This is a genomic window from Enterobacter sp. PL_is379, from assembly GCF_055817355.1.
Genome location: NZ_JBVPGT010000033.1, coordinates 119,846 through 142,364, shown reverse-complemented (window position 1 = coordinate 142,364; position 22,519 = coordinate 119,846). Strand labels below are relative to the sequence as shown.

The window sequence follows — 22,519 nt, the reverse complement described above, 5'->3', positions numbered from 1 at the left end:
AACACAACCCATTAACGCACCATCAACAAATCAGAATTTTGATCTGCGATATTCATCTAAAACGAATATTTATTTCTGATTTGATCGATTATCGGTGATCTACCTCACGGTTAATCGCCTTTTCCTGGATAAAATGACCATGCTTTCAATTACTGAAAGGAAAATGAATCATGGAAAACAACAATCGTTTAATGCCCCATATAAGGCGGACAACACATATCATGATGTTTGCCCACCGAAACTGCTTTGACTTTCATCTCTTTAATGCCCGGTAGTCCTTCGACTTCTGGCGCACTCGCTTACAGGTCATCCTGAAACACCTTATTTTACAGGCTATTGCCTGTGAACTCGTGCGCTCATTCATTTTGATTCAGACTCATCCGCACCGGGCGGACTGAATTTCAATCATCAAAAAAGCAATTCACTGATTTAAATCAGCGGCCACCCTTTGCTTTTTTTTCCGGAAAATTATCGATTTCTTTCTTGCAAGAAATCGAGGGACGTTTATTACCTAAAATAAAGAGAGAAAGATGAAAAGTTTAAAAATCGCAGCCAGCCGTGCCTGTCCGGATTGCTTTACCACCCAGCGTGAACTGGTGGATGTCCGCGCTTCTGATTATATTGATGTTGCCGCCATTGTTCTGGCGGTAACGGATATTGCCAGCGGTATCCTGGACGAAATAGAAGCCACCGGTTTTGGCATTCCTGTTTTTGTCGCGACGCATAAAGAAGAGATCATTCCGGCAGACTATTTATCGCGCATTCATGGCGTATTTGAGTATTCAGACACCAGCAACGACTTTTATGGACGCCAGCTGGAAGCAGCAGCCCTGAAGTACGAAACCCAACTGCGCCCGCCGTTTTTCCGCGCCCTGGTCGACTATGTGAAGCAGGGTAACAGCGCGTTTGACTGTCCTGGGCATCAGGGCGGTCAGTTCTTCCGCCGCCATCCAGCCGGTAATCAGTTTGTCGATTTCTTTGGTGAGACGCTTTTCCGCTCCGATCTGTGCAACGCCGACGTCGCAATGGGCGATCTGCTGATCCACGAAGGCGCACCGTGCATTGCCCAGCAGCATGCGGCAAAAGTCTTTAATGCCGATAAGACCTACTTCGTGCTGAACGGCACCTCGTCATCCAACAAAGTGGTGCTTAACGCCCTGCTCACCCCGGGCGACCTGGTGCTGTTCGACCGTAACAACCACAAATCTAACCATCACGGTGCCCTCCTCCAGGCTGGCGCAACGCCGGTCTATCTCGAAACCGCGCGTAACCCGTACGGCTTCATTGGTGGCATTGACGCCCACTGCTTTGAAGAAAGCTATCTGCGCGAGCTGGTAGCAGAGGTGGCGCCGGGCCGTGCACGCGATGCGCGTCCGTTCCGTCTGGCGGTGATCCAACTGGGTACCTACGATGGCACCATCTATAACGCCCGTCAGGTGGTGGATAAGATTGGGCACCTGTGTGATTACATCCTGTTTGACTCAGCCTGGGTGGGTTACGAGCAGTTTATTCCGATGATGGCCGACTGCTCGCCGCTGCTGCTGGAGCTGAACGAAAACGATCCGGGGATCCTGGTCACCCAGTCCGTGCATAAACAGCAGGCAGGCTTCTCCCAGACCTCGCAAATTCACAAGAAAGACAGCCATATCAAAGGGCAACAGCGCTATGTCCCGCATAAGCGGCTGAATAATGCCTTTATGATGCATGCCTCCACCAGCCCGTTTTATCCGCTGTTTGCCGCGCTGGACATTAACGCCCGTATGCATGAAGGCCAGAGCGGCCGCAACATGTGGATGGACTGCGTGGTGAACGGTATCGAAGCGCGCAAGCTGATCCTGGAAAACTGCCAGTATCTGCGTCCCTTCGTGCCGGAGACGGTGGATGGCCGTCCGTGGGAAAGCTGGGATACGGCGGAGATTGCGACCGACCTGCGCTTCTTCCACTTCGTACCGGGTGAAAACTGGCACGCTTTTGAAGGCTACGCAGAGCATCAGTATTTTATCGACCCATGCAAGCTCCTGCTGACCACGCCGGGCATTAACGCCCGCACCGGGGAGTATGACGACTTCGGCGTGCCCGCCACTATCCTCGCCAACTTCCTGCGTGAAAACGGCATCGTGCCGGAAAAATGCGATCTCAACTCGATCCTGTTCCTGCTCACGCCTGCGGAAGATATGGGCAAACTTCAACAGTTGGTGGCCCAGCTGGTGCGCTTCGAAAAACTGCTCGAGAGCGATGTTCCGCTGAAAGAGGTCCTGCCTTCTCTCTACAAACAGCATCCGGAACGTTACGCGGATTACACCCTGCGCCAGATCTGCCAGGAGATGCATGACCTGTACGCCCGTCACAACGTGAAACAGCTGCAGAAAGAGATGTTCCGCAAGTCTCACTTCCCACGCGTGATGATGAACCCGCAGGACGCGAACTACGCCTATCTGCGCGGTGAAGTTGAGCTGGTCTCCCTGCGCGACGCGGAAGGCCGCATCGCCGCCGAAGGCGCACTTCCTTATCCGCCGGGGGTGCTGTGTGTTGTCCCAGGGGAAGTCTGGGGCGGTTCCGTGCTGCGCTACTTTGCCGCCCTGGAAGAAGGCATCAACCTTCTGCCGGGCTTCGCGCCGGAGCTGCAGGGTGTGTACGTCGAGGAGTGTGAGGGCCGCAAACAGGTTCGCTGCAATGTCATCAAACAACCCGCCGCTCAGCCCGCGCTGCTGAAAGGAGAGAAATTATGAGTAAGTCCAATAAGATGGGCGTGGTGCAGCTGACCATCCTCACCATGGTGAACATGATGGGCTCCGGGATTATCATGCTGCCCACCAAGCTTGCAGAGGTGGGTACCATCTCTATCATCTCCTGGCTGGTGACGGCAGTCGGTTCAATGGCGCTGGCGTGGGCGTTCGCCAAGTGCGGGATGTTCAGTCGTAAGTCAGGCGGGATGGGGGGCTATGCCGAATACGCCTTTGGCAAGTCGGGCAACTTTATGGCCAACTACACCTACGGCGTGTCGCTGCTGATCGCCAACGTGGCGATTGCCATCTCCGCCGTAGGTTACGGTACGGAGCTGTTTGGCGCGACGCTCAGCCCGGTACAAATTGGGCTGGCGACCATCGGGGTTCTGTGGATCTGCACCGTAGCTAACTTTGGCGGCGCGCGTATCACCGGACAGCTCTCCAGTATCACCGTCTGGGGCGTGATTATCCCGGTTGTCGGCCTGTGCATCATCGGCTGGTTCTGGTTCAGCCCGACGCTGTACGCCAACTCCTGGAACCCGCACCATGTGCCGTTCTTTACCGCTGTGGGCTCTTCTATCGCTATGACGCTCTGGGCTTTCCTGGGGCTGGAATCCGCCTGCGCGAACGCGGAAGTGGTGGACAATCCTGAAAAGAACGTGCCGATTGCGGTCCTTGGCGGAACGCTGGGCGCGGCGGTGATCTATATCGTCTCGACTAACGTCATTGCGGGCATCGTACCGAATATGGATCTGGCTAACTCCACGGCGCCGTTCGGGCTGGCCTTCGCGCAGATGTTCACTCCGGAAGTCGGGAAAGTGATCATGGGTCTGATGGTGATGTCCTGCTGCGGTTCACTCCTTGGGTGGCAGTTCACCATCGCACAGGTGTTTAAATCCTCCGCTGATGAAGGTTACTTCCCAAAAATCTTCTCCCGCGTGACCAAAGCCGATGCGCCGGTGCAGGGCATGCTGGCGATTGTCATCTTCCAGAGCGGATTGTCGCTGATGACCATTAGCCCGTCGCTAAACAGCCAGTTCAACGTGCTGGTCAACCTGGCGGTCGTGACAAATATCATTCCGTATATTCTGTCGATGGCGGCGCTGGTGATTATTCAGAAAGTCGCGAAGGTGGATCCACGCAAGGCGCGTGCGGCGAATATCGTGGCGCTGATTGGCGCGATTTACAGCTTCTACGCGCTCTACTCATCCGGTGAGGAAGCGATGCTGTATGGCGCGATGGTGACCTTTATGGGCTGGACGCTGTACGGTCTGGTGTCACCACGGTTTGAATTGAAGAACAAGCACAGTTAGGTAAAAGCAAAACGGCAACCCAAGGGTTGCCGTTTTTATTGTTTTCTCCCTCTCCCTGTGGGAGAGGGCCGGGGTGAGGGCATCAGCCCGCACCCAAACCGCACTTACGCGTTTTTCAGCACTTCGCTGACAATCTCTACCGCTTCTTTCTCAATCTGCTGACGGTGCTCAGCGCCGAGGAAGCTTTCGCAATAGATTTTATACGCATCTTCCGTACCGGATGGACGCGCGGCAAACCAGCCGTTTTCGGTCATCACTTTCAGCCCACCAATGGAGGCACCGTTGCCCGGTGCCGCCGTCAGACGCGCGGTGATCGGGTCACCTGCCAGGGTGCTTGCGCTGACCATCTCCGGAGAGAGTTTGGACAAGGCCGCTTTCTGAGCTGACGTCGCGCTAGCCTGAATACGGTTATAGCTTGGTGCACCAAAGCGTGCCGCCAGATCATTGTAATGTTCCTGCGGGTTTTTACCGGTGACCGCGGTGATTTCCGCCGCCAGCAGGCACATGATGATGCCGTCTTTATCGGTTGACCATGGCGTGCCGTCGAAACGCAGGAAAGAGGCCCCCGCGCTCTCTTCACCACCGAAACCAAAGCTGCCGTCGTGCAGACCGTCAACGAACCATTTGAAGCCCACCGGCACTTCCACCAGCTTGCGGCCCAGCGCCTCGACCACGCGGTCGATCATCGCCGAGGAAACCAGCGTTTTACCGACGGCCACCTCTTTTCCCCACTGCGGACGGTGCTGGAACAGGTAGTTAATCGCAACCGCCAGATAGTGGTTCGGGTTCATCAGCCCGGCAGGAGTGACGATACCGTGACGGTCATAATCCGGGTCGTTCGCAAACGCCAGATCGAATTTATCGCGCAGCGCCAGCAGGCCCGCCATTGCGCACTCGGAAGAGCAGTCCATGCGGATCGCGCCGTCTTTATCCAGGTGCATAAAGCGGAAGGTCTGATCGACGTGATCGTTCACGATGGTCAGATCCAGCTTGTAATGCTCGGCGATACGCTTCCAGTATTCGATACCAGAGCCGCCCAACGGATCCACGCCCAGCTTCAGGCCGGCTTTCTGAATGGCCGCCATATCGACGATATCCGCCAGCCCTTCCACGAACGGCTGAACCAGATCCTGCTCTTTCACGTGGCCGGACGCCATGGCCGCATCCAGAGAGATGCGCTTCACGCCTTTCAGGCCGTCAGCCAGCAAGGCGTTCGCACGATCTTCCACCACTTTGGTGACATTGGTGTCGGCCGGGCCACCGTTAGGCGGGTTGTATTTGATGCCACCGTCTTCCGGCGGGTTGTGGGATGGCGTGATAACGATACCGTCAGCCAGCGCGCCACCTTTTTTGTTGTGTACCAGGATGGCGTTAGAGACCGCAGGCGTTGGGGTGAAGCCATTGTTCTCCTGAACAATGACATCGACGCCGTTTGCAGCCAGCACTTCCACAACAGAGATGAACGCCGGTTCAGACAGGGCATGGGTATCTTTCCCCACGTAGCACGGACCGGTAACGCCGTTTTTAGCGCGCTCTTCCGCAATGGCCTGAGCAATGGCCAGAATGTGCGGTTCGTTAAAGCTGTGGCGCGCCGCGCTGCCGCGGTGACCAGATGTACCAAACTTCACTGCGTGTTCTGCGTTGCCCACGACCGGCTTCAGCACGTAATACTGCGCGGTCAGCTGAGCGACGTTAATCAAATCGCTTTGTTGTGCAGGTTGGCCTGCACGGCTGTGATTTGCCATTACCGGGTCCTTCTGATGCAAGGGTTAAATTGTACCGCAAACCTTTTCAATCAATTCCGCCGGGAACTGCATGGACTGCATGATGTGTTCAATCATGCTGCACTTGCGGCCCGTATTGGTATTGGTGATCACCCAGTACGGGGTGCCAGGAACATGTTTGGGTTTGGTTTGATTGCCATTTTGCAGCAGCGTCTGCTCGTCGCCCGCGAAATAGACGCGAGTACGACCGTGCAGCGACTCGGTCGCTTCAGCAAACGCTTTGTTATCCAGTGAATAAAGTGTAGACAGCACCAGCATAAAGCGGTTAACCGCCTTTTTCTGTTCCGCATATTCATCGGAGAGCAGCAGCTCGCGCATCGCGCGCACTTTATCTTTTGCCGGCGTCACGGCAGGTTTTGCTTGTGCAACAACGCTCGGCTGAGACACGACATCTTTGGTGACTGGGGTAGCAGGCTGTGAAGCGGCGGAAATTTTAAGCATGCGCCGTAAAATGTCGGACGCGCTCTCCCCGATATGCCGCGTCTGGCTGGCAATATACTGATAGAGTTCGTCATCAACTTCGATTGTTTTCATCTTAATCCAGTGCGATATCTTATCTGAATACAAGTCATTGGGATTATAAGGTCAAATCCCAACAGCGGATAGCGTCAAACCAGGTTGGCGGCAAAAGTCAGATTAAACTGGAACCTTGCAGCCGGGCGGCAGAATGGTCAACATGATACCCTAACCTGACATACGTAAAAAAAGAACTTTGCCATGAAATTGAATACCCGAGCGCAAACTGCACAATCGCCGAACAATAATTCTCCCATCGTACTGGTTCACGGGCTTTTTGGCAGCCTGGATAACCTGGGCGTGCTGGCACGCGATCTGGTTACCGACCACGATATTTTACAGGTCGATATGCGCAATCACGGTCTTTCCGGGCGTTCCGACGAGATGACCTACGCGGCGATGGCGCAGGATCTGCTGGATACACTGGACGCACATAGCCTGCAGAAGGTAACGCTGATCGGGCATTCAATGGGTGGTAAAGCGGTGATGGCCCTGACGGCACTGGCCCCGGACCGTATTAGCGGCCTGGTGGTAATTGACGTCGCGCCCGTGGATTATGACGTCCGTCGTCACGACGAGATTTTTGCCGCCATTAATGCGGTCACAGAAGCGGGTGTCGCGACACGCCAACAGGCGGCTGCCGTCATGCGTGAGCATCTTGATGAAGAAGGCGTCGTGCAGTTCCTGCTGAAGTCGTTTGTTGACGGGCAATGGCGTTTTAACGTGCCGGTGCTCTGGGACCAGTACAACAACATCGTGGGCTGGAAAACCGTCCCCGCCTGGCCGCACCCTACCCTCTTTATTCGCGGCGGAAACTCGCCTTACGTAACCGACGCATACCGCGACACGCTGCTGGCCCAATTCCCGCAGGCTCGCGCCCACGTTATTGCCGGTGCCGGGCATTGGGTGCATGCGGAAAAACCTGACGCCGTGCTGCGCGCCATTCGCCGCTATCTTGCTGATACTGCAAATTGATTAAAAAGAAAGCGACTGGAAGGCTGCAGGCGTCCAGTCGTTGGCGTGCCGTTTTTGGTGATGTATGATGGCGCGCTTATCGCCCGGGCATTAGCAGGGCGGCGTGTTTCCCCCGAAGTCTCAGAATCATGGCCAAAGAACAAACGGACCGTACGACACTAGATCTGTTCGCGAATGAGCGTCGCCCGGGACGACCCAAGACGAATCCGCTTTCGCGCGATGAACAGCTGCGTATCAATAAACGCAACCAGCTTAAACGCGATAAAAATCGTGGGCTTAAGCGTGTCGAACTGAAGCTTAACGCCGACGCCGTCGATGCGCTGAACGAGCTGGCCGACGCGCGAAATATCAGCCGCAGTGAACTCATTGAAGAGATGTTGATCGCTCAGCTTGAAACGTTACGCGGCCAGGCATAAGTCTGAAAATCCCCTTTATCGCCCTTTTCATGTAGCACAGAGTGCAGTCCTGCGCGATAGCTGTTTCCGCAGGGTTGCCAGTTCTGCTATTATTGCCCTTATCCGTGGCCGAATTGCGCCACCATACTATTAAGTTTCAAGAGGTTATTTTACTCATGGCAATCATCGGCATTTTCTTTGGCAGTGATACCGGCAATACTGAAAATATCGCAAAAAACATTCAAAAACAGCTCGGTAAAGACGTTGCTGATGTGCATGACATCGCCAAGAGCAGCAAAGAAGATCTGGAAGGCTATGACATTTTGCTGCTGGGTATCCCAACCTGGTACTACGGTGAAGCCCAGTGCGACTGGGATGATTTCTTCCCGACGCTGGAAGAAGTCGACTTCAACGGTAAGCTGGTCGCCCTGTTTGGCTGTGGCGATCAGGAAGACTACGCCGAATACTTCTGTGACGCGCTGGGCACCATCCGCGACATCATTGAGCCGAATGGCGCGGTTATTGTAGGCCACTGGCCGACCGCCGGTTACCACTTCGAAGCGTCTAAAGGCCTGGCCGATGACGATCACTTCGTGGGTCTGGCCATCGACGAAGACCGTCAGCCAGAACTGACCGCCGAGCGTGTTGAGAAGTGGGTGAAGCAGATCCGTGAAGAACTGCACCTGGACGATATTCTGAACGCCTGATTATTTCGCGGCGCAACTGCGGTTGCGCCCATGCCCCAGGTCAAACCGATTAAATTAATCGCTACAATCTTTTAACTTTTTCGCCCAGACCTGTACAATGTCTCCCTGATAAAATGTGGTTTTCCATTGAGCAAGTTTGTTGGTGATACCCCATTTTTATAAGCATATTTTGCCTGAGACTTGCAGTTTTCATTTAGCCATGGCAGTTCTATAATGAGACGCATTATCCCAGGTGCATTTTCTGTCACTTCCTACAGAAGTGAATCGTTTAGCAACAGGACAGATTCCGCATGACTGACAACAATACCGCATTAAAGAAGGCTGGCCTGAAAGTTACGCTTCCTCGGTTAAAAATCCTTGAAGTGCTTCAGGGTCCAGACAATCACCATGTCAGTGCGGAAGACCTTTATAAACGTCTTATCGACATGGGTGAAGAGATTGGGCTGGCTACCGTCTATCGCGTGCTGAACCAGTTTGATGACGCGGGCATTGTTACCCGTCATAATTTCGAAGGCGGTAAATCTGTTTTCGAACTGACCCAGCAGCAGCACCACGATCACCTGATCTGCCTCGATTGCGGCAAGGTCATTGAATTCAGCGATGATTCCATCGAATCACGCCAGCGTGAAATCGCCGCGCGTCATGGCATCCGCCTGACCAACCACAGCCTGTACCTTTACGGTCATTGTGCTGAAGGCGATTGCCGCGAAGACGACCACGCGCACGACGCGAAATAAACAAGTGTTCATACTCTGAGCCAGCCGTAAGGTTGGCTTTTTTTTGCCTAAAAAAATGCCCGGTGGCGCAGCGCCACCGGGCATGATAACAGCGAGTTACTTACTGTTATTGCTTCGAATTTCTTTCCAAATCTGGTCGCAACGCTTCGCCACTTCCTGATCGTTACCGGTTTTACGCGCCTGGATACAGGCCTGGTAATCCATTACGCGGACATTTTCCTGCGTCGCGAACTGCTCATGCGCTTTCTCTTTCTTCAGCACGTTTAGCACGCTCTGACAGGCTTCAATTTTCTCCGGCGAACCTTCCGCAGTATTAATGCAGGCGCTATACGCCTCCTTCAGACGGGAGTCCTCTTTTGGTGCCTGAGTCTGAGCACACGCCACCAGCCCTGATGCCAGCAACGCGACGACTACGATTTTTTTCATCATATACAGTCTCCATACCGGCGGGACTCAGCCCGCCAGTGCGTTTATCAGAAGATGGTGAATGGGGCGATAACCATGAATTTCACGTCACGTTCATCCTGGAAGATGTTGCCGTAACCGCCCGCATAGCTCGGGATATCGGAGTGGTTGTCATACTGGGTGAAGTGCAGTTTGAACATCGTGCCTTTCGCGCGGCCATCCTGCAGGGTATAGATTGCATCCAGACTGTAGGAAGACTCTTTCAGACGATAGTTGGGATCGTAGTAAGCATCCGGTGTTGCCATGTCGGCAGGTTTTGCGTCCCAGGCGTAAGCGTAAGAAGCGCCCACCGCCCAGCCAGGCAGGTTCCAGTTTTTCAGATCGTACATTGCACCGAAGAAGACCGCTTTCTCGCCGTCGGCGTTGAAGTCTGAGCGGTTATCCCACCAGATATCAAGACGGCCGTTGGAGGAGGCGTAGGTCGGAGTCATACGCTGCAGGAAGTAGCCCTGCTGCCCTTCCGCCTTCACCCATGTGCCTTCCAGACGCAAATCAACCTGGCCAACCTTGTAGCCGAAGGTGAGTGCCTGCAGCCACGCGGTGCCGTCATAAATGTCATTGACCCCACCGTTACTGACTTTATCGCGCGTACCGTAGAACTGGTAGCTGGTACTCAGCGGGCTACCCGCGACATCAAACTTATAGCTGGCCTTGGCAAAGTACTGATCGATATAGCCTTGTGCCTGACCAAATGCCGCTTCAAGCACCAGATCGTTTTTGAAGTCGTATTTCGCGCCCAGCGAGTGAAGGTAATCGACTTTGGTTTTTTTATCGTTCTGGTAGAACTTGTCCATCTCGATGTGCCAAGGCGCTTTGTACTCGTTGGTCCACATATAGGAGAAGCTCAACGCACCCGCATCACCGTAGTCAAAGTTAGCCCCCGCTTCCGCACCCTGATAGGTACCCGGCATAAAGCTCCAGTGTGGCGCTAACAGAGTCTGGCCAGTTGGCTGAATATAACCGCCGCGCGCCCATACCGGACCGTATTTAAATTTCGCCGCGGCTTTGTAAAGGCTTATACCGCTCTTATCCCCGGACCAGTCTTCATCATAGGCTTTGTTGCTGGAGGAGAAGGCGATTTCGTTCGGGTGGCCGCTGTCGCCGTTTTCCGCCATTTCAATCGCGGTGAACGCAGCAATATCCAGACCGAACATATCCGCGGCATAGCCTGACTGGAAGTCCAGGTTGGCGTTCCAGGTGGAGTGAGAAAGGTTGGTTTTGTATTTATCTTCAGTGACGTCTTTACGGTCACGCTCACGCTGCCAGTAATAAATACCGCCCGTGAGGGTAGAATCTTCGATGAAACCCGCTGCTTTTGCCTCTGGCGCAATCACCAGGCCCGACATTGCTGTCACACCGGCAATAGCCAGCGCCAGCGCACTACGTTTGCCACTGAACGTACGCATAGATTATTCCTCTTTGACGAATTAAAACGCCTGAAACGGCGTAAATAAAAAAGACCAAATGGTCAGGGGTAGTTTTAAATACCCTCGAATTAACTACCGTCTTTAGGTTATTTTTCGCGACGCGAATTATCAATGCTTTTTAGCGGACAAAAGTCAGGATTATGACGAAGTGCACATAATTGGTAGTGCTTTGTAACATTTACGGGAAGGCGAGGAATGACGGGGAATTATCAGGTATTTCAGTGGGTAGACGTGGAATCTCTTTCCTTTTATGTAACATTTTTGATTTTCGCAATGGCACAAACTTTTTTTAAAAAAATAAGTAGCACCTCATTGACCTGATATTTTCATGACGCCTCTTTAAGCCCTGGCTTAATACTCTGATCGTTAAATAAAAAAACGCCGCACAGTGCGGCGTTTGTCTCTCATTGACCAGAGCAGCAATATTATTCGCCGATCTTCGTCCAGGTATCACGCAGACCTACAGTACGGTTAAATACTGGTTTTTCCGCGGTGCTGTAACGGCTGTCCAGGCAGAAGTAACCTTCACGTTCGAACTGGAACGCTTTGCCCGCTTCAGCGGCTTTCAGAGAAGGCTCCGCATAACCCTGCTTGATCACCAGCGATTCCGGGTTGATGGTCGCCAGGAAGTCTTCCGCCGCACCCGGGTTAGGCACGCTGAACAGACGATCGTACAGACGAATTTCTACCGGCAGCGCGTGGGATGCGCTCACCCAGTGGATAACGCCCTTCACTTTACGGCCGTCAGCAGGATCTTTGCTCAGCGTTTCAGCGTCATAAGAACAGAAGATGGTGGTGATATTCCCTTCCGCATCTTTTTCAACGCGCTCGGCTTTGATGACGTAAGCATTACGCAGACGCACTTCTTTACCCAGCACCAGACGCTTGTACTGCTTGTTGGCTTCTTCGCGGAAGTCAGCGCGGTCAATCCAGATCTCGCCGCTGAACGGCACGTCACGGCTTCCCATTTCCGGTTTGTTCGGATGGTTAGGCATGGAGACCAGCTCGCTTTCACCCTGCGGATAGTTTTCGATGACCAGTTTCACCGGGTCGATAACCGCCATCGCGCGCGGGGCGTTTTCGTTGAGATCTTCACGAATGCAGGATTCCAGGGAAGCCATCTCAATGGTGTTATCCTGCTTGGTCACGCCGATACGTTTGCAGAACTCACGAATAGACGCGGCAGTGTAACCACGACGACGCAGACCAGAAATGGTAGGCATACGCGGGTCATCCCAGCCCTCAACGTGCTTGTCGGTCACCAGCAGGTTCAGCTTACGCTTGGACATCACGGTGTATTCCAGATTCAGACGAGAGAACTCGTACTGGCGCGGATGCACAGGAATGGTGATGTTATCCAGCACCCAGTCGTACAGACGACGGTTGTCCTGGAACTCCAGCGTACACAGGGAGTGCGTAATACCTTCCAGCGCATCGCTGATGCAGTGGGTAAAGTCGTACATCGGGTAGATGCACCACTTGTTACCGGTCTGGTGGTGTTCTGCGAACTTGATACGGTACAGCACCGGATCGCGCATCACGATGAACGGAGACGCCATATCGATTTTGGCACGCAGGCACGCTTTGCCTTCTTCGAAGCCGCCGGCACGCATTTTTTCAAACAGCGCCAGGTTCTCTTCCACGCTGCGATCGCGGAACGGGCTGTTTTTGCCCGGCGCGGTCAGCGTACCGCGGTATTCGCGGATTTCGTCAGCAGACAGCTCGTCGACATACGCCAGACCTTTGTTGATAAGCTCTACCGCATAGGCGTACAGCTGATCGAAATAGTCAGAGGAGTAGCAGATGTCGCCAGACCAGTTGAAGCCCAGCCACTGCACGTCGTTCTTAATGGACTCAACGTATTCGATGTCTTCTTTTACTGGGTTGGTATCATCGAAACGCAGGTTGCACTGGCCCTGGTAGTCCTGGGCAATGCCAAAGTTCAGGCAGATAGATTTTGCATGCCCGATGTGCAGGTAGCCGTTCGGCTCCGGCGGGAAACGGGTATGGATTGTGGTGTGCTTACCACTGGCCAGATCTTCATCGATGATCTGACGAATAAAGTTACTCGGGCGGGCTTCTGCCTCACTCATCGTGGATTCCTCAAAGCGTAAACAACGTATAACGGCGTATGATCTTATAAGCCGGACGTAGTGACAACCCTTAAAACGTCTCTGAAGAAAATAATGGGGGCATTTGCTGCAAAAAAAAGCGGCGGAGGATATCCCCCGCCGCTTAAGGCATGACTCTACTCAGGAGCGATTACTTGCCTTTAATCTCATATAGCGGTGTTTGACCCGCAACAACCTGACCTTTCGCCTGGATAACCAGACCGCTGAAGTCGTCAATGTTGCTGCAAACCACCGGGCTTATCATGGAGCGTGCGTTGGCGTTCAGGAAGTCCAGATCCATTTCCAGAATCGGCTGCCCTGCCACCACTTCAGCGCCCTCTTCCACCAGGCGAGTAAAGCCCTGACCGTTCAGCGCAACGGTATCGATACCCATATGGACAACGATCTCCGCACCATTTTCGGTTTCGAGGCAGAACGCGTGGTTGGTGTTGAAGATTTTCACGATGGTGCCGGCCGCCGGAGACACAACGGTTTTTTCCGTTGGTTTCACCGCCACACCGTCACCGACCGCTTTGCTGGCGAAGGCTTCGTCAGGCACTTGCTCAATCGCAACGACTTCACCGGTTACCGGTGAAACCAGCGCGGCTACCGTTTTGGCGTTGGGTACTGCCTGCGGTTTTGCAGCCGCTGGCGCGGCGGCAGGTGCGGCAGAAGCTTCTGCTGCGGCTACCGGACCGGTGGTTTTCATGGCGTTAGCAATTTTCTCTGCCACGAAGCCAACGATAATCTGCACGCTGGTTTTGTTCAGGCGGATAACACCGGAAGCACCCAGACGTTTGGCCAGCGCTTCGTTCACCAGGGAAGAATCTTTCACGTTCAGACGCAGACGGGTGATACAGGCGTCGATACCGGTCAGGTTGTCAGAACCGCCAACAGCGGCGATGTACTGACGCGCCAGACCTGAAACGTCCTGATCCTGAGCACCGCTCACGTTCACATCCTGACCATCCGCTTCGCTACCGGCCACGGCCAGCTCACGACCCGGGGTCATCAGGTTGAATTTGGTGATAGTGAAACGGAACACCATGTAGTAGATCGCGAAGAACACCAGACCTTGTGGAATCAGCATCCACCAGTGTGTTGCCAGCGGGTTACGGGAAGAAAGCACCATATCCACCAGACCCGCACTGAAGCCGAAACCGGCAATCCAGTGCATGCTGGCAGCGATGAACACGGAGATACCGGTCAGCACAGCGTGGATCACATACAGAACTGGCGCCACGAACATGAAGGAGAACTCCAGCGGCTCGGTGATACCGGTGAAGAAGGCCGCGAACGCCCCCGCCATCATGATACCCAGCACTTTCGCTTTGTTCTCTGGACGTGCGCAGTGGTAGATAGCCAGCGCAGCTCCCGGCAGACCAAACATCATGATCGGGAAGAAGCCAGCCTGGTAACGACCGGTGATACCGACAACCGCTTTACCTGCTTCGATGGACTGTGCGCCACCCAGGAAGTTAGGAATATCGTTAATACCGGCAACATCGAACCAGAATACAGAGTTCAGCGCGTGGTGCAGACCGACCGGGATCAGCAGACGGTTAAAGAACGCGTACACGCCCGCACCGACAGAACCCAGTTTCTGGATGTGCTCACCGAAGTTCACCAGACCGTCGAAGATCATCGGCCAGACGTACATCATGATGAACGCAACAACGATCATCACAAACGAGGTCAGGATGGGGACCAGACGGCGGCCGCTAAAGAAGGAGAGCGCTTTTGGCAGCTCTACGCTGCTGAAGCGGTTATACAGTTCAGCGGAGATGATACCCACAAGGATACCGACAAACTGGTTACTGATCTTACCAAATGCCGCCGGAACCTGGTCCGCCGGGATTTTTTGGATCATGGCCACCGCTGCCGGTGAGCAGAGAGTGGTTAACACAAGGAAACCGACAAAACCGGTCAGCGCAGCGGCGCCATCTTTGTCTTTGGACATACCATAAGCCACACCAATAGCAAACAACACGGACATGTTGTCGATAATGGCAGAGCCCGACTTGATAAAGAACGCCGCCAGCGCGCTGGTATTACCCCAGCCGTTGGGGTCGATCCAGTAGCCGACACCCATCAGGATGGCTGCGGCAGGCAGCGTGGCGACCGGCACCATCAGTGCGCGACCAACCTTTTGTAAATAACCTAGAATACTCACTTTCTTCCCCCTATGAGACCCCGTTTAAGGCATGTTCTCAGCTCTGTTTTTTTATTGTGTCACGAACTATAGATACAGTTGATGATTCACTGGCATTGTGAGTGTGTGAAAAATTAATTCGTATCGCAAATTAAACGCGTACTTTTTGTGATTTTTGTCACCAAATATCGTTATTCACCCTCCCTTATACTGGCTAACAGCGAAAACTTATTTTATCATTCAAAAAATCAAGACGGATTGATCCGGCCTGAAAGTTTCCAGGTTACGCTTAAGTATCAGGTTCCGATAGCCATCCGCCCACTCTTCTACTTTAACTCTCGAGGTGAACAATGAGACTGATTCCCCTGGCAACTGCTGAACAAGTTGGTAAATGGGCCGCTCGCCATATCGTAAACCGCATTAACGCATTCAAGCCGACTGCCGATCGTCCTTTCGTTCTTGGACTTCCAACAGGCGGCACGCCGCTGACAGCCTATAAGGCGCTGGTTGAGATGCATAAAGCAGGCCAGGTTAGCTTCAAACATGTTGTCACCTTCAATATGGATGAATACGTTGGCTTACCGAAAGACCACCCGGAAAGCTACCATAGCTTTATGCACCGCAATTTCTTTGATCACGTTGATATTCCATCTGAAAATATTAACCTGCTGAATGGAAACGCGCCGGATATTGACGCAGAATGCCGTCAGTATGAAGAAAAAATCCGTTCTTACGGTAAGATCCACCTGTTCATGGGTGGTGTAGGTAATGATGGTCATATCGCGTTTAACGAACCGGCGTCATCTCTGGCTTCCCGCACCCGTATTAAAACGCTGACCCATGACACGCGCGTGGCAAACTCCCGCTTCTTTGACGGCGATGTTAACCAGGTTCCAAAATACGCCCTGACCGTAGGCGTAGGCACCCTGCTGGATGCCGAAGAAGTGATGATTCTGGTGCTGGGCGGCGTGAAAGCGCAGGCGCTCCAGGCTGCCGTTGAAGGCAACGTTAACCATATGTGGACCATCAGCTGCCTGCAGCTGCATCCGAAATCCGTCATCGTCTGTGACGAACCGTCCACGATGGAGCTGAAGGTAAAAACGCTGAAATACTTCAACGAGTTAGAAGCCGAGAATATCAAAGGTCTGTAATTGAATAACCGCCTCTTCATCAGGAGGCGGCCGCTTTTTTTAACCGGGGGTCGTTATGTACGCTTTAACCCACGGTCGGATTTATACCGGCCATGAAATTCTGGATGACCATGCGATTGTTATCGCTGATGGCCTGATTGAACGTGTTTGCCCGCTGGCAGAACTGCCGCCGGAGATTGAACAGCGCTCACTCAATGGAGCAGTAATCTCCCCCGGTTTCATCGACGTTCAGCTCAACGGCTGCGGCGGTGTGCAATTCAATGATACCGCCGAGGCGGTAACGGTCGAAACGCTGGAGATCATGCAAAAAGCCAATGAGAAATCGGGCTGCACCAGCTATCTGCCAACGCTCATCACCAGCAGTGATGACCTCATGAAGCAGGGTATCCGTGTGATGCGTGAATATCTGGCCAAACATCCTAATCAGGCGCTGGGTCTGCACCTTGAAGGGCCATGGCTGAACATGGTCAAGAAAGGAACGCATAACCCGAATTACGTGCGTAAGCCTGATGCGGAGCTGGTTGACTACATGTGTGCCAACGCCGATGTGATCACCAAAGTGACGCTGGCACCTGAAATGACGGGTACGGATGTCATCAGCAAACTTGCTGCCGCCGGGATTATCGTTTCAGCCGGTCACTCAAACGCGACGCTGAAAGAAGCGAAAGCCGGTTTCCGCGCGGGCATTACCTTCGCGACGCACCTTTACAACGCCATGCCATATATCACAGGCCGTGAACCGGGTCTGGTCGGGGCGATTCTGGATGAGCCAGACGTCTACTGCGGTATTATTGCTGACGGCTTACACGTTGATTACACCAACATTCGCAATGCTAAGCGGCTGAAAGGTGACAAGCTTTGTCTGGTGACGGATGCCACTGCACCGGCAGGTGCAAATATTGAGCAGTTCATTTTTGCCGGTAAAACAATATACTACCGCAATGGACTGTGTGTTGATGAAAACGGTACGCTGAGTGGTTCCTCTTTGACCATGATTGAAGGGGTGCGTAACCTGGTTGAGCATTGCGGGATTGCGCTTGAGGAAGTCCTGCGTATGGCAACCCTTTATCCGGCTCGCGCAATGGGCGTGGATAAACAGCTCGGCGGAATTGCACCAGGTATGGTTGCAAACCTGACGGCATTCACACACGATTATAAAATTATTAAGACCATCGTTAATGGTAACGAGGTCGTCACTGAGTAAGTAAAAGTATGACACCTGGCGGACAAGCTCAAATCGGTAATGTCGATCTCGTTAAACAACTTAACAGTGCGGCGGTATATCGCCTGATTGACCAACACGGCCCCATCTCGCGAATTCAGATAGCCGAACAAAGCCAGCTTGCACCCGCCAGCGTGACAAAAATTACCCGCCAGCTTATTGAGCGCGGTCTGATCAAAGAAGTCGATCAGCAGGCCTCCACCGGAGGCCGTCGCGCCATCTCCATTATTACTGAAACCCGTAATTTTCAGGCAATTGGCGTCCGTCTGGGCCGTCATGACACCACGCTCACGCTATACGATCTGAGCAGTAAAGCCATCGCGGAAGAGCACTACCCTCTTCCGGAGCGCACCCAGGAGACGCTGGAGCATGCGCTGCTGAATACCATCGCGCAGTTTATTGAAAGCTGTCAGCGCAAGATCCGCGAACTCATCGCTATCTCCGTAATTCTGCCCGGCCTGGTCGACCCGGAAAGCGGCGTGATCCGCTATATGCCGCACATTCCGGTTGAAAACTGGGGGCTGGTCGATGCGCTGGAAAAGCGTTTTAAAGTGACCTGCTTTGTGGGCCACGATATTCGCTCGCTGGCGCTGGCGGAGCACTACTTTGGTGCGAGTCAGGACTGTGAAGACTCTATTCTGGTGCGCGTTCACCGCGGAACGGGCGCGGGCATTATCTCTAACGGCCGTATTTTTATTGGTCGCAACGGTAACGTCGGTGAGATTGGCCACATTCAGGTTGAGCCCCTTGGGGAGCGCTGCCACTGCGGCAATTTCGGCTGTCTTGAAACCATCGCCGCCAACACGGCCATCGAGCAGCGCGTCCGCCATCTGCTTGAACAGGGTTACCAAAGCCGCGTCACGCTGGACGACTGCAAAATAGGCACCATCTGCAAAGCCGCTAATAAAGGCGACGCGCTGGCCTGTGAAGTAATCGAGCAGGTGGGGCGCCATCTGGGGAAAACTATCGCCATCGCCATTAACCTGTTTAACCCACAAAAAGTGGTGATCGCCGGTGAAATTGTGGAAGCGGAAAAGGTGCTGCTCCCCGCGATTGAAGGCTGTATTAACACCCAGGCGCTGAAAGCATTCCGCCAGAATCTTCCGGTGGTTCGTTCAAAGCTTGACCATCGCTCGGCGATTGGCGCGTTCGCGCTGGTCAAACGCGCCATGCTCAACGGAATTCTGCTGCAGCATTTGCTGGAAAGTTGATCGGACCTTATAGTAACGCCTTCTTTTTTTAATGTCGGACTGTCCATGACCATTAAGAATGTAATTTGTGATATCGACGGCGTGCTGATGCACGACAACGTTGCCGTGCCGGGTGCTGCGGAGTTTCTTCACCGCATCATCGACAAAGGAATGCCTCTGGTTCTTCTCACGAACTACCCTTCTCAGACCGGTCAGGATCTGGCAAACCGCTTTGCCACGGCGGGTGTCGACGTCCCGGACAGCGTGTTTTATACCTCGGCGATGGCCACGGCGGATTTTCTGAAGCGTCAGGAAGGGAAAAAAGCCTACGTGGTGGGTGAAGGTGCGCTGATCCATGAGCTATACAAAGCGGGCTTTACCATCACCGACGTCAACCCGGACTTTGTAATTGTTGGCGAAACGCGATCCTTTAACTGGGAGATGATGCATAAAGCTGCATACTTTGTCGCCAGCGGTGCGCGCTTTATCGCTACCAATCCGGATACCCACGGCCGCGGTTTTTATCCGGCCTGCGGCGCGCTGTGTGCCGGTATCGAAAAAATCTCTGGTCGTCAGCCGTTCGTTGTCGGGAAACCGAGCCCGTGGATCATTCGTGCCGCACTGAACAAAATGCAGGCCCACTCTGAAGAAACCGTTATTGTTGGCGACAACCTGCGCACCGATATTCTGGCCGGTTTCCAGGCGGGTCTGGAGACGATTCTGGTCCTCTCTGGCGTCTCTCAGCTTGATGACATTGATTCGATGCCGTTCCGGCCAAGCTGGATTTACCCCTCCGTCGACGAAATCGACATTATCTGATTCCGAACCACGCCTCAGGGCGTGGTTTTTTATTTTCTCGCCTGTAAAACACAACTACATCTAACGGAAAAGCACTTTCATTGCATAATCATCAATAAAAGCGCTCATGACATATGCATTTTTCACAGATCGGCAACCGCCATTGCACTATTTCCGTTTTCACCCGTAAAACGCTTGCGCGCCCTGCCCCTTTGCGGCATTTTCATAAGCAAGCAACATTACAAAGCAACAGGGTTAACGGAGAAGGTTATGTGTTCAATTTTTGGCGTACTGGATATTAAAACTGACGCAGGCGAACTGCGTAAAAAGGCACTCGAACTGTCCCGCCTGATGCGCCATCGCGGACCGGACTGGTCAGGCGTTTACGCCAGTGACAAAGCGATTCTGGCTCACGAACGTCTGTCTATTGTTGACGTCAACGCCGGTGCACAGCCGCTGTATAACGAGAAAAAAACGCACGCGCTGGCTGTCAACGGTGAGATCTACAACCACCAGGCGCTGCGCGCCGAATACGGCGACCGCTACGCGTTCCAGACCGGTTCTGACTGTGAAGTGATCCTGGCGCTGTATCAGGAGAAAGGGCCTGAGTTCCTGGACGACCTGCAGGGTATGTTCGCCTTCGCGCTGTACGACAGCGAAAAAGACGCTTACCTGATTGGCCGCGACCATATCGGCATTATCCCGCTGTACATGGGCCACGATGAGCATGGCAACTTCTACGTTGCCTCTGAAATGAAAGCCCTGGTACCGGTCTGCCGCACTATCAAAGAGTTCCCGGCAGGCAGCTACCTGTGGAGTAAAGACGGCGAGATCCGTCAATATTATCAGCGTGACTGGTTCGATTTCGACGCGGTAAAAGACAACGTCACGGACAAAGCCGAGCTGCGTCAGGCGCTGGAAGATTCTGTGAAAAGCCACCTGATGTCAGACGTGCCTTACGGCGTGCTGCTCTCCGGCGGTCTGGACTCCTCCGTGATCTCCGCGATCACCAAGAAATTCGCGGCCCGTCGCGTGGAAGATCAGGAGCGCTCAGAAGCCTGGTGGCCACAGCTGCACTCCTTTGCCGTGGGCCTGGAAGGCGCACCTGACCTGAAAGCCGCGCAGGAAGTGGCAAACCACCTCGGCACCGTGCACCATGAAATTCACTTCACCGTGCAGGAAGGTCTGGATGCGATCCGCGATGTGATCTATCACATTGAAACCTATGACGTGACCACCATCCGCGCCTCGACCCCGATGTACCTGATGTCACGTAAGATCAAAGCGATGGGCATCAAGATGGTGCTCTCCGGTGAAGGTTCGGACGAAGTGTTTGGCGGCTACCTGTACTTCCACAAAGCGCCGAATGCCAAAGAGCTGCACGAAGAGACCGTGCGTAAACTGCAGGCGCTGCACATGTTCGACTGTGCACGTGCCAACAAAGCGATGTCCGCCTGGGGCGTGGAAGCGCGCGTGCCGTTCCTGGATAAGAAATTCCTCGACGTGGCGATGCGCATCAACCCGCAGGACAAGATGTGCGGCAACGGTAAAATGGAAAAACATATCCTGCGTGAATGTTTTGAATCCTACCTGCCGGCGAGCGTGGCGTGGCGTCAGAAAGAGCAGTTCTCTGATGGCGTAGGTTATAGCTGGATCGACACCCTGAAAGAGGTCGCGGCGAAACAGGTTTCTGACCAACAGCTGGAAACCGCAAGCTTCCGCTTCCCGTACAACACGCCGGGTTCGAAAGAAGCATATCTCTACCGTGAAATTTTTGAAGAATTGTTCCCGGTACCGAGCGCTGCGGAGTGTGTGCCGGGTGGCCCGTCCGTCGCCTGCTCGTCTGCCAAAGCGATTGAATGGGATGAATCGTTCAAATCCATGAACGATCCGTCAGGACGTGCAGTAGGCGTTCACCAGTCAGCCTACAAATAATCGCGTATTTCATCATCAGGCCCTGCGGGGCCTGATTTTTTTTGCCCCGCTTTTGCACAGCTAAAAACGATTAATAACCAATAATTGCCGAATATTCGGTCACGCTGTTCGCAACCTAACCAAACAGTCACATTCCGGCTATTTTCGTTGAAAAAGGTGTTGACGCTGCAAGGGTCTATACGCATAATGCGCCCCGCAACGCCGATAAGGTAACGCGAAAAAAGATGGCTACGTAGCTCAGTTGGTTAGAGCACATCACTCATAATGATGGGGTCACAGGTTCGAATCCCGTCGTAGCCACCATCTTTTTTGCGGGAGTGGCGAAATTGGTAGACGCACCAGATTTAGGTTCTGGCGCCGCAAGGTGTGCGAGTTCAAGTCTCGCCTCCCGCACCATTCCCGGGTAAGCGTTGCACGGATGGGGTATCGCCAAGCGGTAAGGCACCGGTTTTTGATACCGGCATTCCCTGGTTCGAATCCAGGTACCCCAGCCATCGAAGATTGCAGTACTGGCTACGTAGCTCAGTTGGTTAGAGCACATCACTCATAATGATGGGGTCACAGGTTCGAATCCCGTCGTAGCCACCAAATTTAGATTATCGATGTTGTTCGGTAATGAAAAAAATTGTTGGGGTATCGCCAAGCGGTAAGGCACCGGATTCTGATTCCGGCATTCCGAGGTTCGAATCCTCGTACCCCAGCCAATTTAAAAAAGTCGTTAAGCAGTTTGTTTAACGCAATTGGGGTGTCGCCAAGCGGTAAGGCTCTGGTTTCTGATACCAGCATTCCGGGGTTCGAATCCCTGCACCCCAGCCACTTAGTAACAAAAAAGCCCGCTCTGCGGGCTTTTTTGTTTTTGTACAGAATTGTGCGGCCTGATGCCCTCACCCTGGCCCTCTCCCACGGGGAGAGGGA

General features: G+C 53.5%; 18 protein-coding genes and 6 tRNA genes. 18 read left to right on the top strand and 6 right to left on the bottom strand.

Going from position 1 to position 22,519, the window contains the following annotated elements; all coding sequences use genetic code 11:
* Positions 1-170: 170 nt before the first annotated feature.
* From speFL to potE, 3 genes are all read left to right on the top strand, one after another.
* Entirely contained in the window at positions 171-275 is a 105-nt protein-coding gene (gene speFL, locus AC0TOY_RS22010; protein WP_003858645.1) for a leader peptide SpeFL, read from the top strand.
* A 255-nt stretch (positions 276-530) separates the two neighbouring features.
* The gene (gene speF / locus AC0TOY_RS22005) at positions 531-2,729 is read left to right on the top strand and encodes an ornithine decarboxylase SpeF (RefSeq protein ID WP_032649529.1); all 2,199 of its coding nucleotides are present in this window, start codon (positions 531-533) and stop codon (positions 2,727-2,729) included.
* Positions 2,726-4,039, top strand: a complete 1,314-nt coding sequence (gene potE / locus AC0TOY_RS22000) for a putrescine-ornithine antiporter (RefSeq protein WP_248163596.1) — start codon at positions 2,726-2,728, stop codon at positions 4,037-4,039. Before speF ends, potE begins: the two co-directional genes overlap by 4 nt.
* Positions 4,040-4,143: 104 nt before the next feature.
* Here the strand turns inward: potE and pgm are convergent, their stop codons facing one another.
* Complete coding sequence (gene pgm, locus AC0TOY_RS21995) at positions 4,144-5,784, bottom strand: phosphoglucomutase (alpha-D-glucose-1,6-bisphosphate-dependent) (protein ID WP_032649535.1); 1,641 nt, start codon at positions 5,782-5,784, stop codon at positions 4,144-4,146.
* A 24-nt stretch (positions 5,785-5,808) separates the two neighbouring features.
* Positions 5,809-6,357, bottom strand: a complete 549-nt coding sequence (gene seqA / locus AC0TOY_RS21990; protein WP_008501070.1) for a replication initiation negative regulator SeqA — start codon at positions 6,355-6,357, stop codon at positions 5,809-5,811.
* 183 nt (positions 6,358-6,540) lie between these two features.
* On the opposite strand from seqA, the gene ybfF reads away from it, so the two are divergent.
* The 4 genes from ybfF (at position 6,541) to fur (ending at position 9,153) form a co-directional block, all read left to right on the top strand.
* On the top strand, positions 6,541-7,314 hold the full coding sequence (gene ybfF, locus AC0TOY_RS21985) for an esterase (RefSeq protein WP_024908815.1): 774 nt from the start codon (positions 6,541-6,543) through the stop codon (positions 7,312-7,314).
* 128 nt (positions 7,315-7,442) lie between these two features.
* Positions 7,443-7,730: a LexA regulated protein gene (gene ybfE / locus AC0TOY_RS21980; RefSeq protein WP_024908816.1), complete on the top strand. Its 288-nt coding sequence runs from the start codon at positions 7,443-7,445 to the stop codon at positions 7,728-7,730.
* 155 nt (positions 7,731-7,885) lie between these two features.
* The gene (gene fldA / locus AC0TOY_RS21975) at positions 7,886-8,416 is read left to right on the top strand and encodes a flavodoxin FldA (RefSeq protein WP_008501067.1); all 531 of its coding nucleotides are present in this window, start codon (positions 7,886-7,888) and stop codon (positions 8,414-8,416) included.
* Positions 8,417-8,706: 290 nt separating this feature from the next.
* Positions 8,707-9,153 carry a ferric iron uptake transcriptional regulator gene (fur, locus tag AC0TOY_RS21970; protein ID WP_023310771.1) on the top strand — a complete coding sequence of 149 codons (447 nt, stop codon included), beginning with the start codon at positions 8,707-8,709 and terminating at the stop codon, positions 9,151-9,153.
* A 96-nt stretch (positions 9,154-9,249) separates the two neighbouring features.
* Here the strand turns inward: fur and chiQ are convergent, their stop codons facing one another.
* From chiQ to nagE, 4 genes are all read right to left on the bottom strand, one after another.
* Complete coding sequence (chiQ, locus tag AC0TOY_RS21965) at positions 9,250-9,579, bottom strand: ChiQ/YbfN family lipoprotein (protein ID WP_024908817.1); 330 nt, start codon at positions 9,577-9,579, stop codon at positions 9,250-9,252.
* Between the two features lie 47 nt (positions 9,580-9,626).
* Entirely contained in the window at positions 9,627-11,024 is a 1,398-nt protein-coding gene (gene chiP / locus AC0TOY_RS21960; RefSeq protein ID WP_032649540.1) for a chitoporin ChiP, read from the bottom strand.
* Positions 11,025-11,470: 446 nt separating this feature from the next.
* On the bottom strand, positions 11,471-13,138 hold the full coding sequence (gene glnS / locus AC0TOY_RS21955; protein WP_032649541.1) for a glutamine--tRNA ligase: 1,668 nt from the start codon (positions 13,136-13,138) through the stop codon (positions 11,471-11,473).
* Between the two features lie 169 nt (positions 13,139-13,307).
* The gene (gene nagE / locus AC0TOY_RS21950) at positions 13,308-15,329 is read right to left on the bottom strand and encodes an N-acetylglucosamine-specific PTS transporter subunit IIBC (protein ID WP_024907027.1); all 2,022 of its coding nucleotides are present in this window, start codon (positions 15,327-15,329) and stop codon (positions 13,308-13,310) included.
* Positions 15,330-15,658: 329 nt separating this feature from the next.
* Here nagE and nagB point away from each other — a divergent pair, with 329 nt between their 5' ends.
* The 11 genes from nagB to AC0TOY_RS21895 all read left to right on the top strand — a co-directional run bounded on the left by nagB (position 15,659) and on the right by AC0TOY_RS21895 (position 22,420).
* Positions 15,659-16,459 carry a glucosamine-6-phosphate deaminase gene (gene nagB, locus AC0TOY_RS21945; protein ID WP_023310765.1) on the top strand — a complete coding sequence of 267 codons (801 nt, stop codon included), beginning with the start codon at positions 15,659-15,661 and terminating at the stop codon, positions 16,457-16,459.
* Positions 16,460-16,514: 55 nt separating this feature from the next.
* Positions 16,515-17,663: an N-acetylglucosamine-6-phosphate deacetylase gene (nagA, locus tag AC0TOY_RS21940; RefSeq protein WP_061715752.1), complete on the top strand. Its 1,149-nt coding sequence runs from the start codon at positions 16,515-16,517 to the stop codon at positions 17,661-17,663.
* 8 nt (positions 17,664-17,671) lie between these two features.
* The gene (nagC, locus tag AC0TOY_RS21935) at positions 17,672-18,892 is read left to right on the top strand and encodes a DNA-binding transcriptional regulator NagC (protein ID WP_024907025.1); all 1,221 of its coding nucleotides are present in this window, start codon (positions 17,672-17,674) and stop codon (positions 18,890-18,892) included.
* A 45-nt stretch (positions 18,893-18,937) separates the two neighbouring features.
* A complete protein-coding gene (gene nagD / locus AC0TOY_RS21930) occupies positions 18,938-19,690 on the top strand; it encodes a ribonucleotide monophosphatase NagD (RefSeq protein WP_023310763.1) in 753 nt (250 codons plus the stop codon).
* 249 nt (positions 19,691-19,939) lie between these two features.
* Complete coding sequence (gene asnB / locus AC0TOY_RS21925; RefSeq protein ID WP_014069343.1) at positions 19,940-21,604, top strand: asparagine synthase B; 1,665 nt, start codon at positions 19,940-19,942, stop codon at positions 21,602-21,604.
* A gap of 226 nt (positions 21,605-21,830) precedes the next feature.
* Positions 21,831-21,907 (top strand) — tRNA-Met (locus tag AC0TOY_RS21920).
* Positions 21,908-21,915: 8 nt separating this feature from the next.
* Positions 21,916-22,000: transfer RNA gene (locus tag AC0TOY_RS21915), tRNA-Leu, on the top strand.
* A 23-nt stretch (positions 22,001-22,023) separates the two neighbouring features.
* Positions 22,024-22,098, top strand: a tRNA-Gln gene (locus AC0TOY_RS21910).
* Positions 22,099-22,115: 17 nt separating this feature from the next.
* Positions 22,116-22,192: transfer RNA gene (locus AC0TOY_RS21905), tRNA-Met, on the top strand.
* A 41-nt stretch (positions 22,193-22,233) separates the two neighbouring features.
* Positions 22,234-22,308, top strand: a tRNA-Gln gene (locus tag AC0TOY_RS21900).
* A gap of 37 nt (positions 22,309-22,345) precedes the next feature.
* Positions 22,346-22,420 (top strand) — tRNA-Gln (locus AC0TOY_RS21895).
* The last annotated feature ends 99 nt before the right edge of the window (positions 22,421-22,519 follow it).

Excerpts from the sequence above, each read along its gene's own strand:
- speFL (WP_003858645.1), top strand. The coding sequence starts at position 171 with ATGGAAAACAACAATCGTTTAATGCCCCATATAAGGCGGACAACACAT.
- speF (WP_032649529.1), top strand. The coding sequence starts at position 531 with ATGAAAAGTTTAAAAATCGCAGCCAGCCGTGCCTGTCCGGATTGCTTT.
- potE (WP_248163596.1), top strand. The coding sequence starts at position 2,726 with ATGAGTAAGTCCAATAAGATGGGCGTGGTGCAGCTGACCATCCTCACC.
- pgm (WP_032649535.1), bottom strand. The coding sequence starts at position 5,784 with ATGGCAAATCACAGCCGTGCAGGCCAACCTGCACAACAAAGCGATTTG.
- seqA (WP_008501070.1), bottom strand. The coding sequence starts at position 6,357 with ATGAAAACAATCGAAGTTGATGACGAACTCTATCAGTATATTGCCAGC.
- ybfF (WP_024908815.1), top strand. The coding sequence starts at position 6,541 with ATGAAATTGAATACCCGAGCGCAAACTGCACAATCGCCGAACAATAAT.
- ybfE (WP_024908816.1), top strand. The coding sequence starts at position 7,443 with ATGGCCAAAGAACAAACGGACCGTACGACACTAGATCTGTTCGCGAAT.
- fldA (WP_008501067.1), top strand. The coding sequence starts at position 7,886 with ATGGCAATCATCGGCATTTTCTTTGGCAGTGATACCGGCAATACTGAA.
- fur (WP_023310771.1), top strand. The coding sequence starts at position 8,707 with ATGACTGACAACAATACCGCATTAAAGAAGGCTGGCCTGAAAGTTACG.
- chiQ (WP_024908817.1), bottom strand. The coding sequence starts at position 9,579 with ATGAAAAAAATCGTAGTCGTCGCGTTGCTGGCATCAGGGCTGGTGGCG.
- chiP (WP_032649540.1), bottom strand. The coding sequence starts at position 11,024 with ATGCGTACGTTCAGTGGCAAACGTAGTGCGCTGGCGCTGGCTATTGCC.
- glnS (WP_032649541.1), bottom strand. The coding sequence starts at position 13,138 with ATGAGTGAGGCAGAAGCCCGCCCGAGTAACTTTATTCGTCAGATCATC.
- nagB (WP_023310765.1), top strand. The coding sequence starts at position 15,659 with ATGAGACTGATTCCCCTGGCAACTGCTGAACAAGTTGGTAAATGGGCC.
- nagA (WP_061715752.1), top strand. The coding sequence starts at position 16,515 with ATGTACGCTTTAACCCACGGTCGGATTTATACCGGCCATGAAATTCTG.
- nagC (WP_024907025.1), top strand. The coding sequence starts at position 17,672 with ATGACACCTGGCGGACAAGCTCAAATCGGTAATGTCGATCTCGTTAAA.
- nagD (WP_023310763.1), top strand. The coding sequence starts at position 18,938 with ATGACCATTAAGAATGTAATTTGTGATATCGACGGCGTGCTGATGCAC.
- asnB (WP_014069343.1), top strand. The coding sequence starts at position 19,940 with ATGTGTTCAATTTTTGGCGTACTGGATATTAAAACTGACGCAGGCGAA.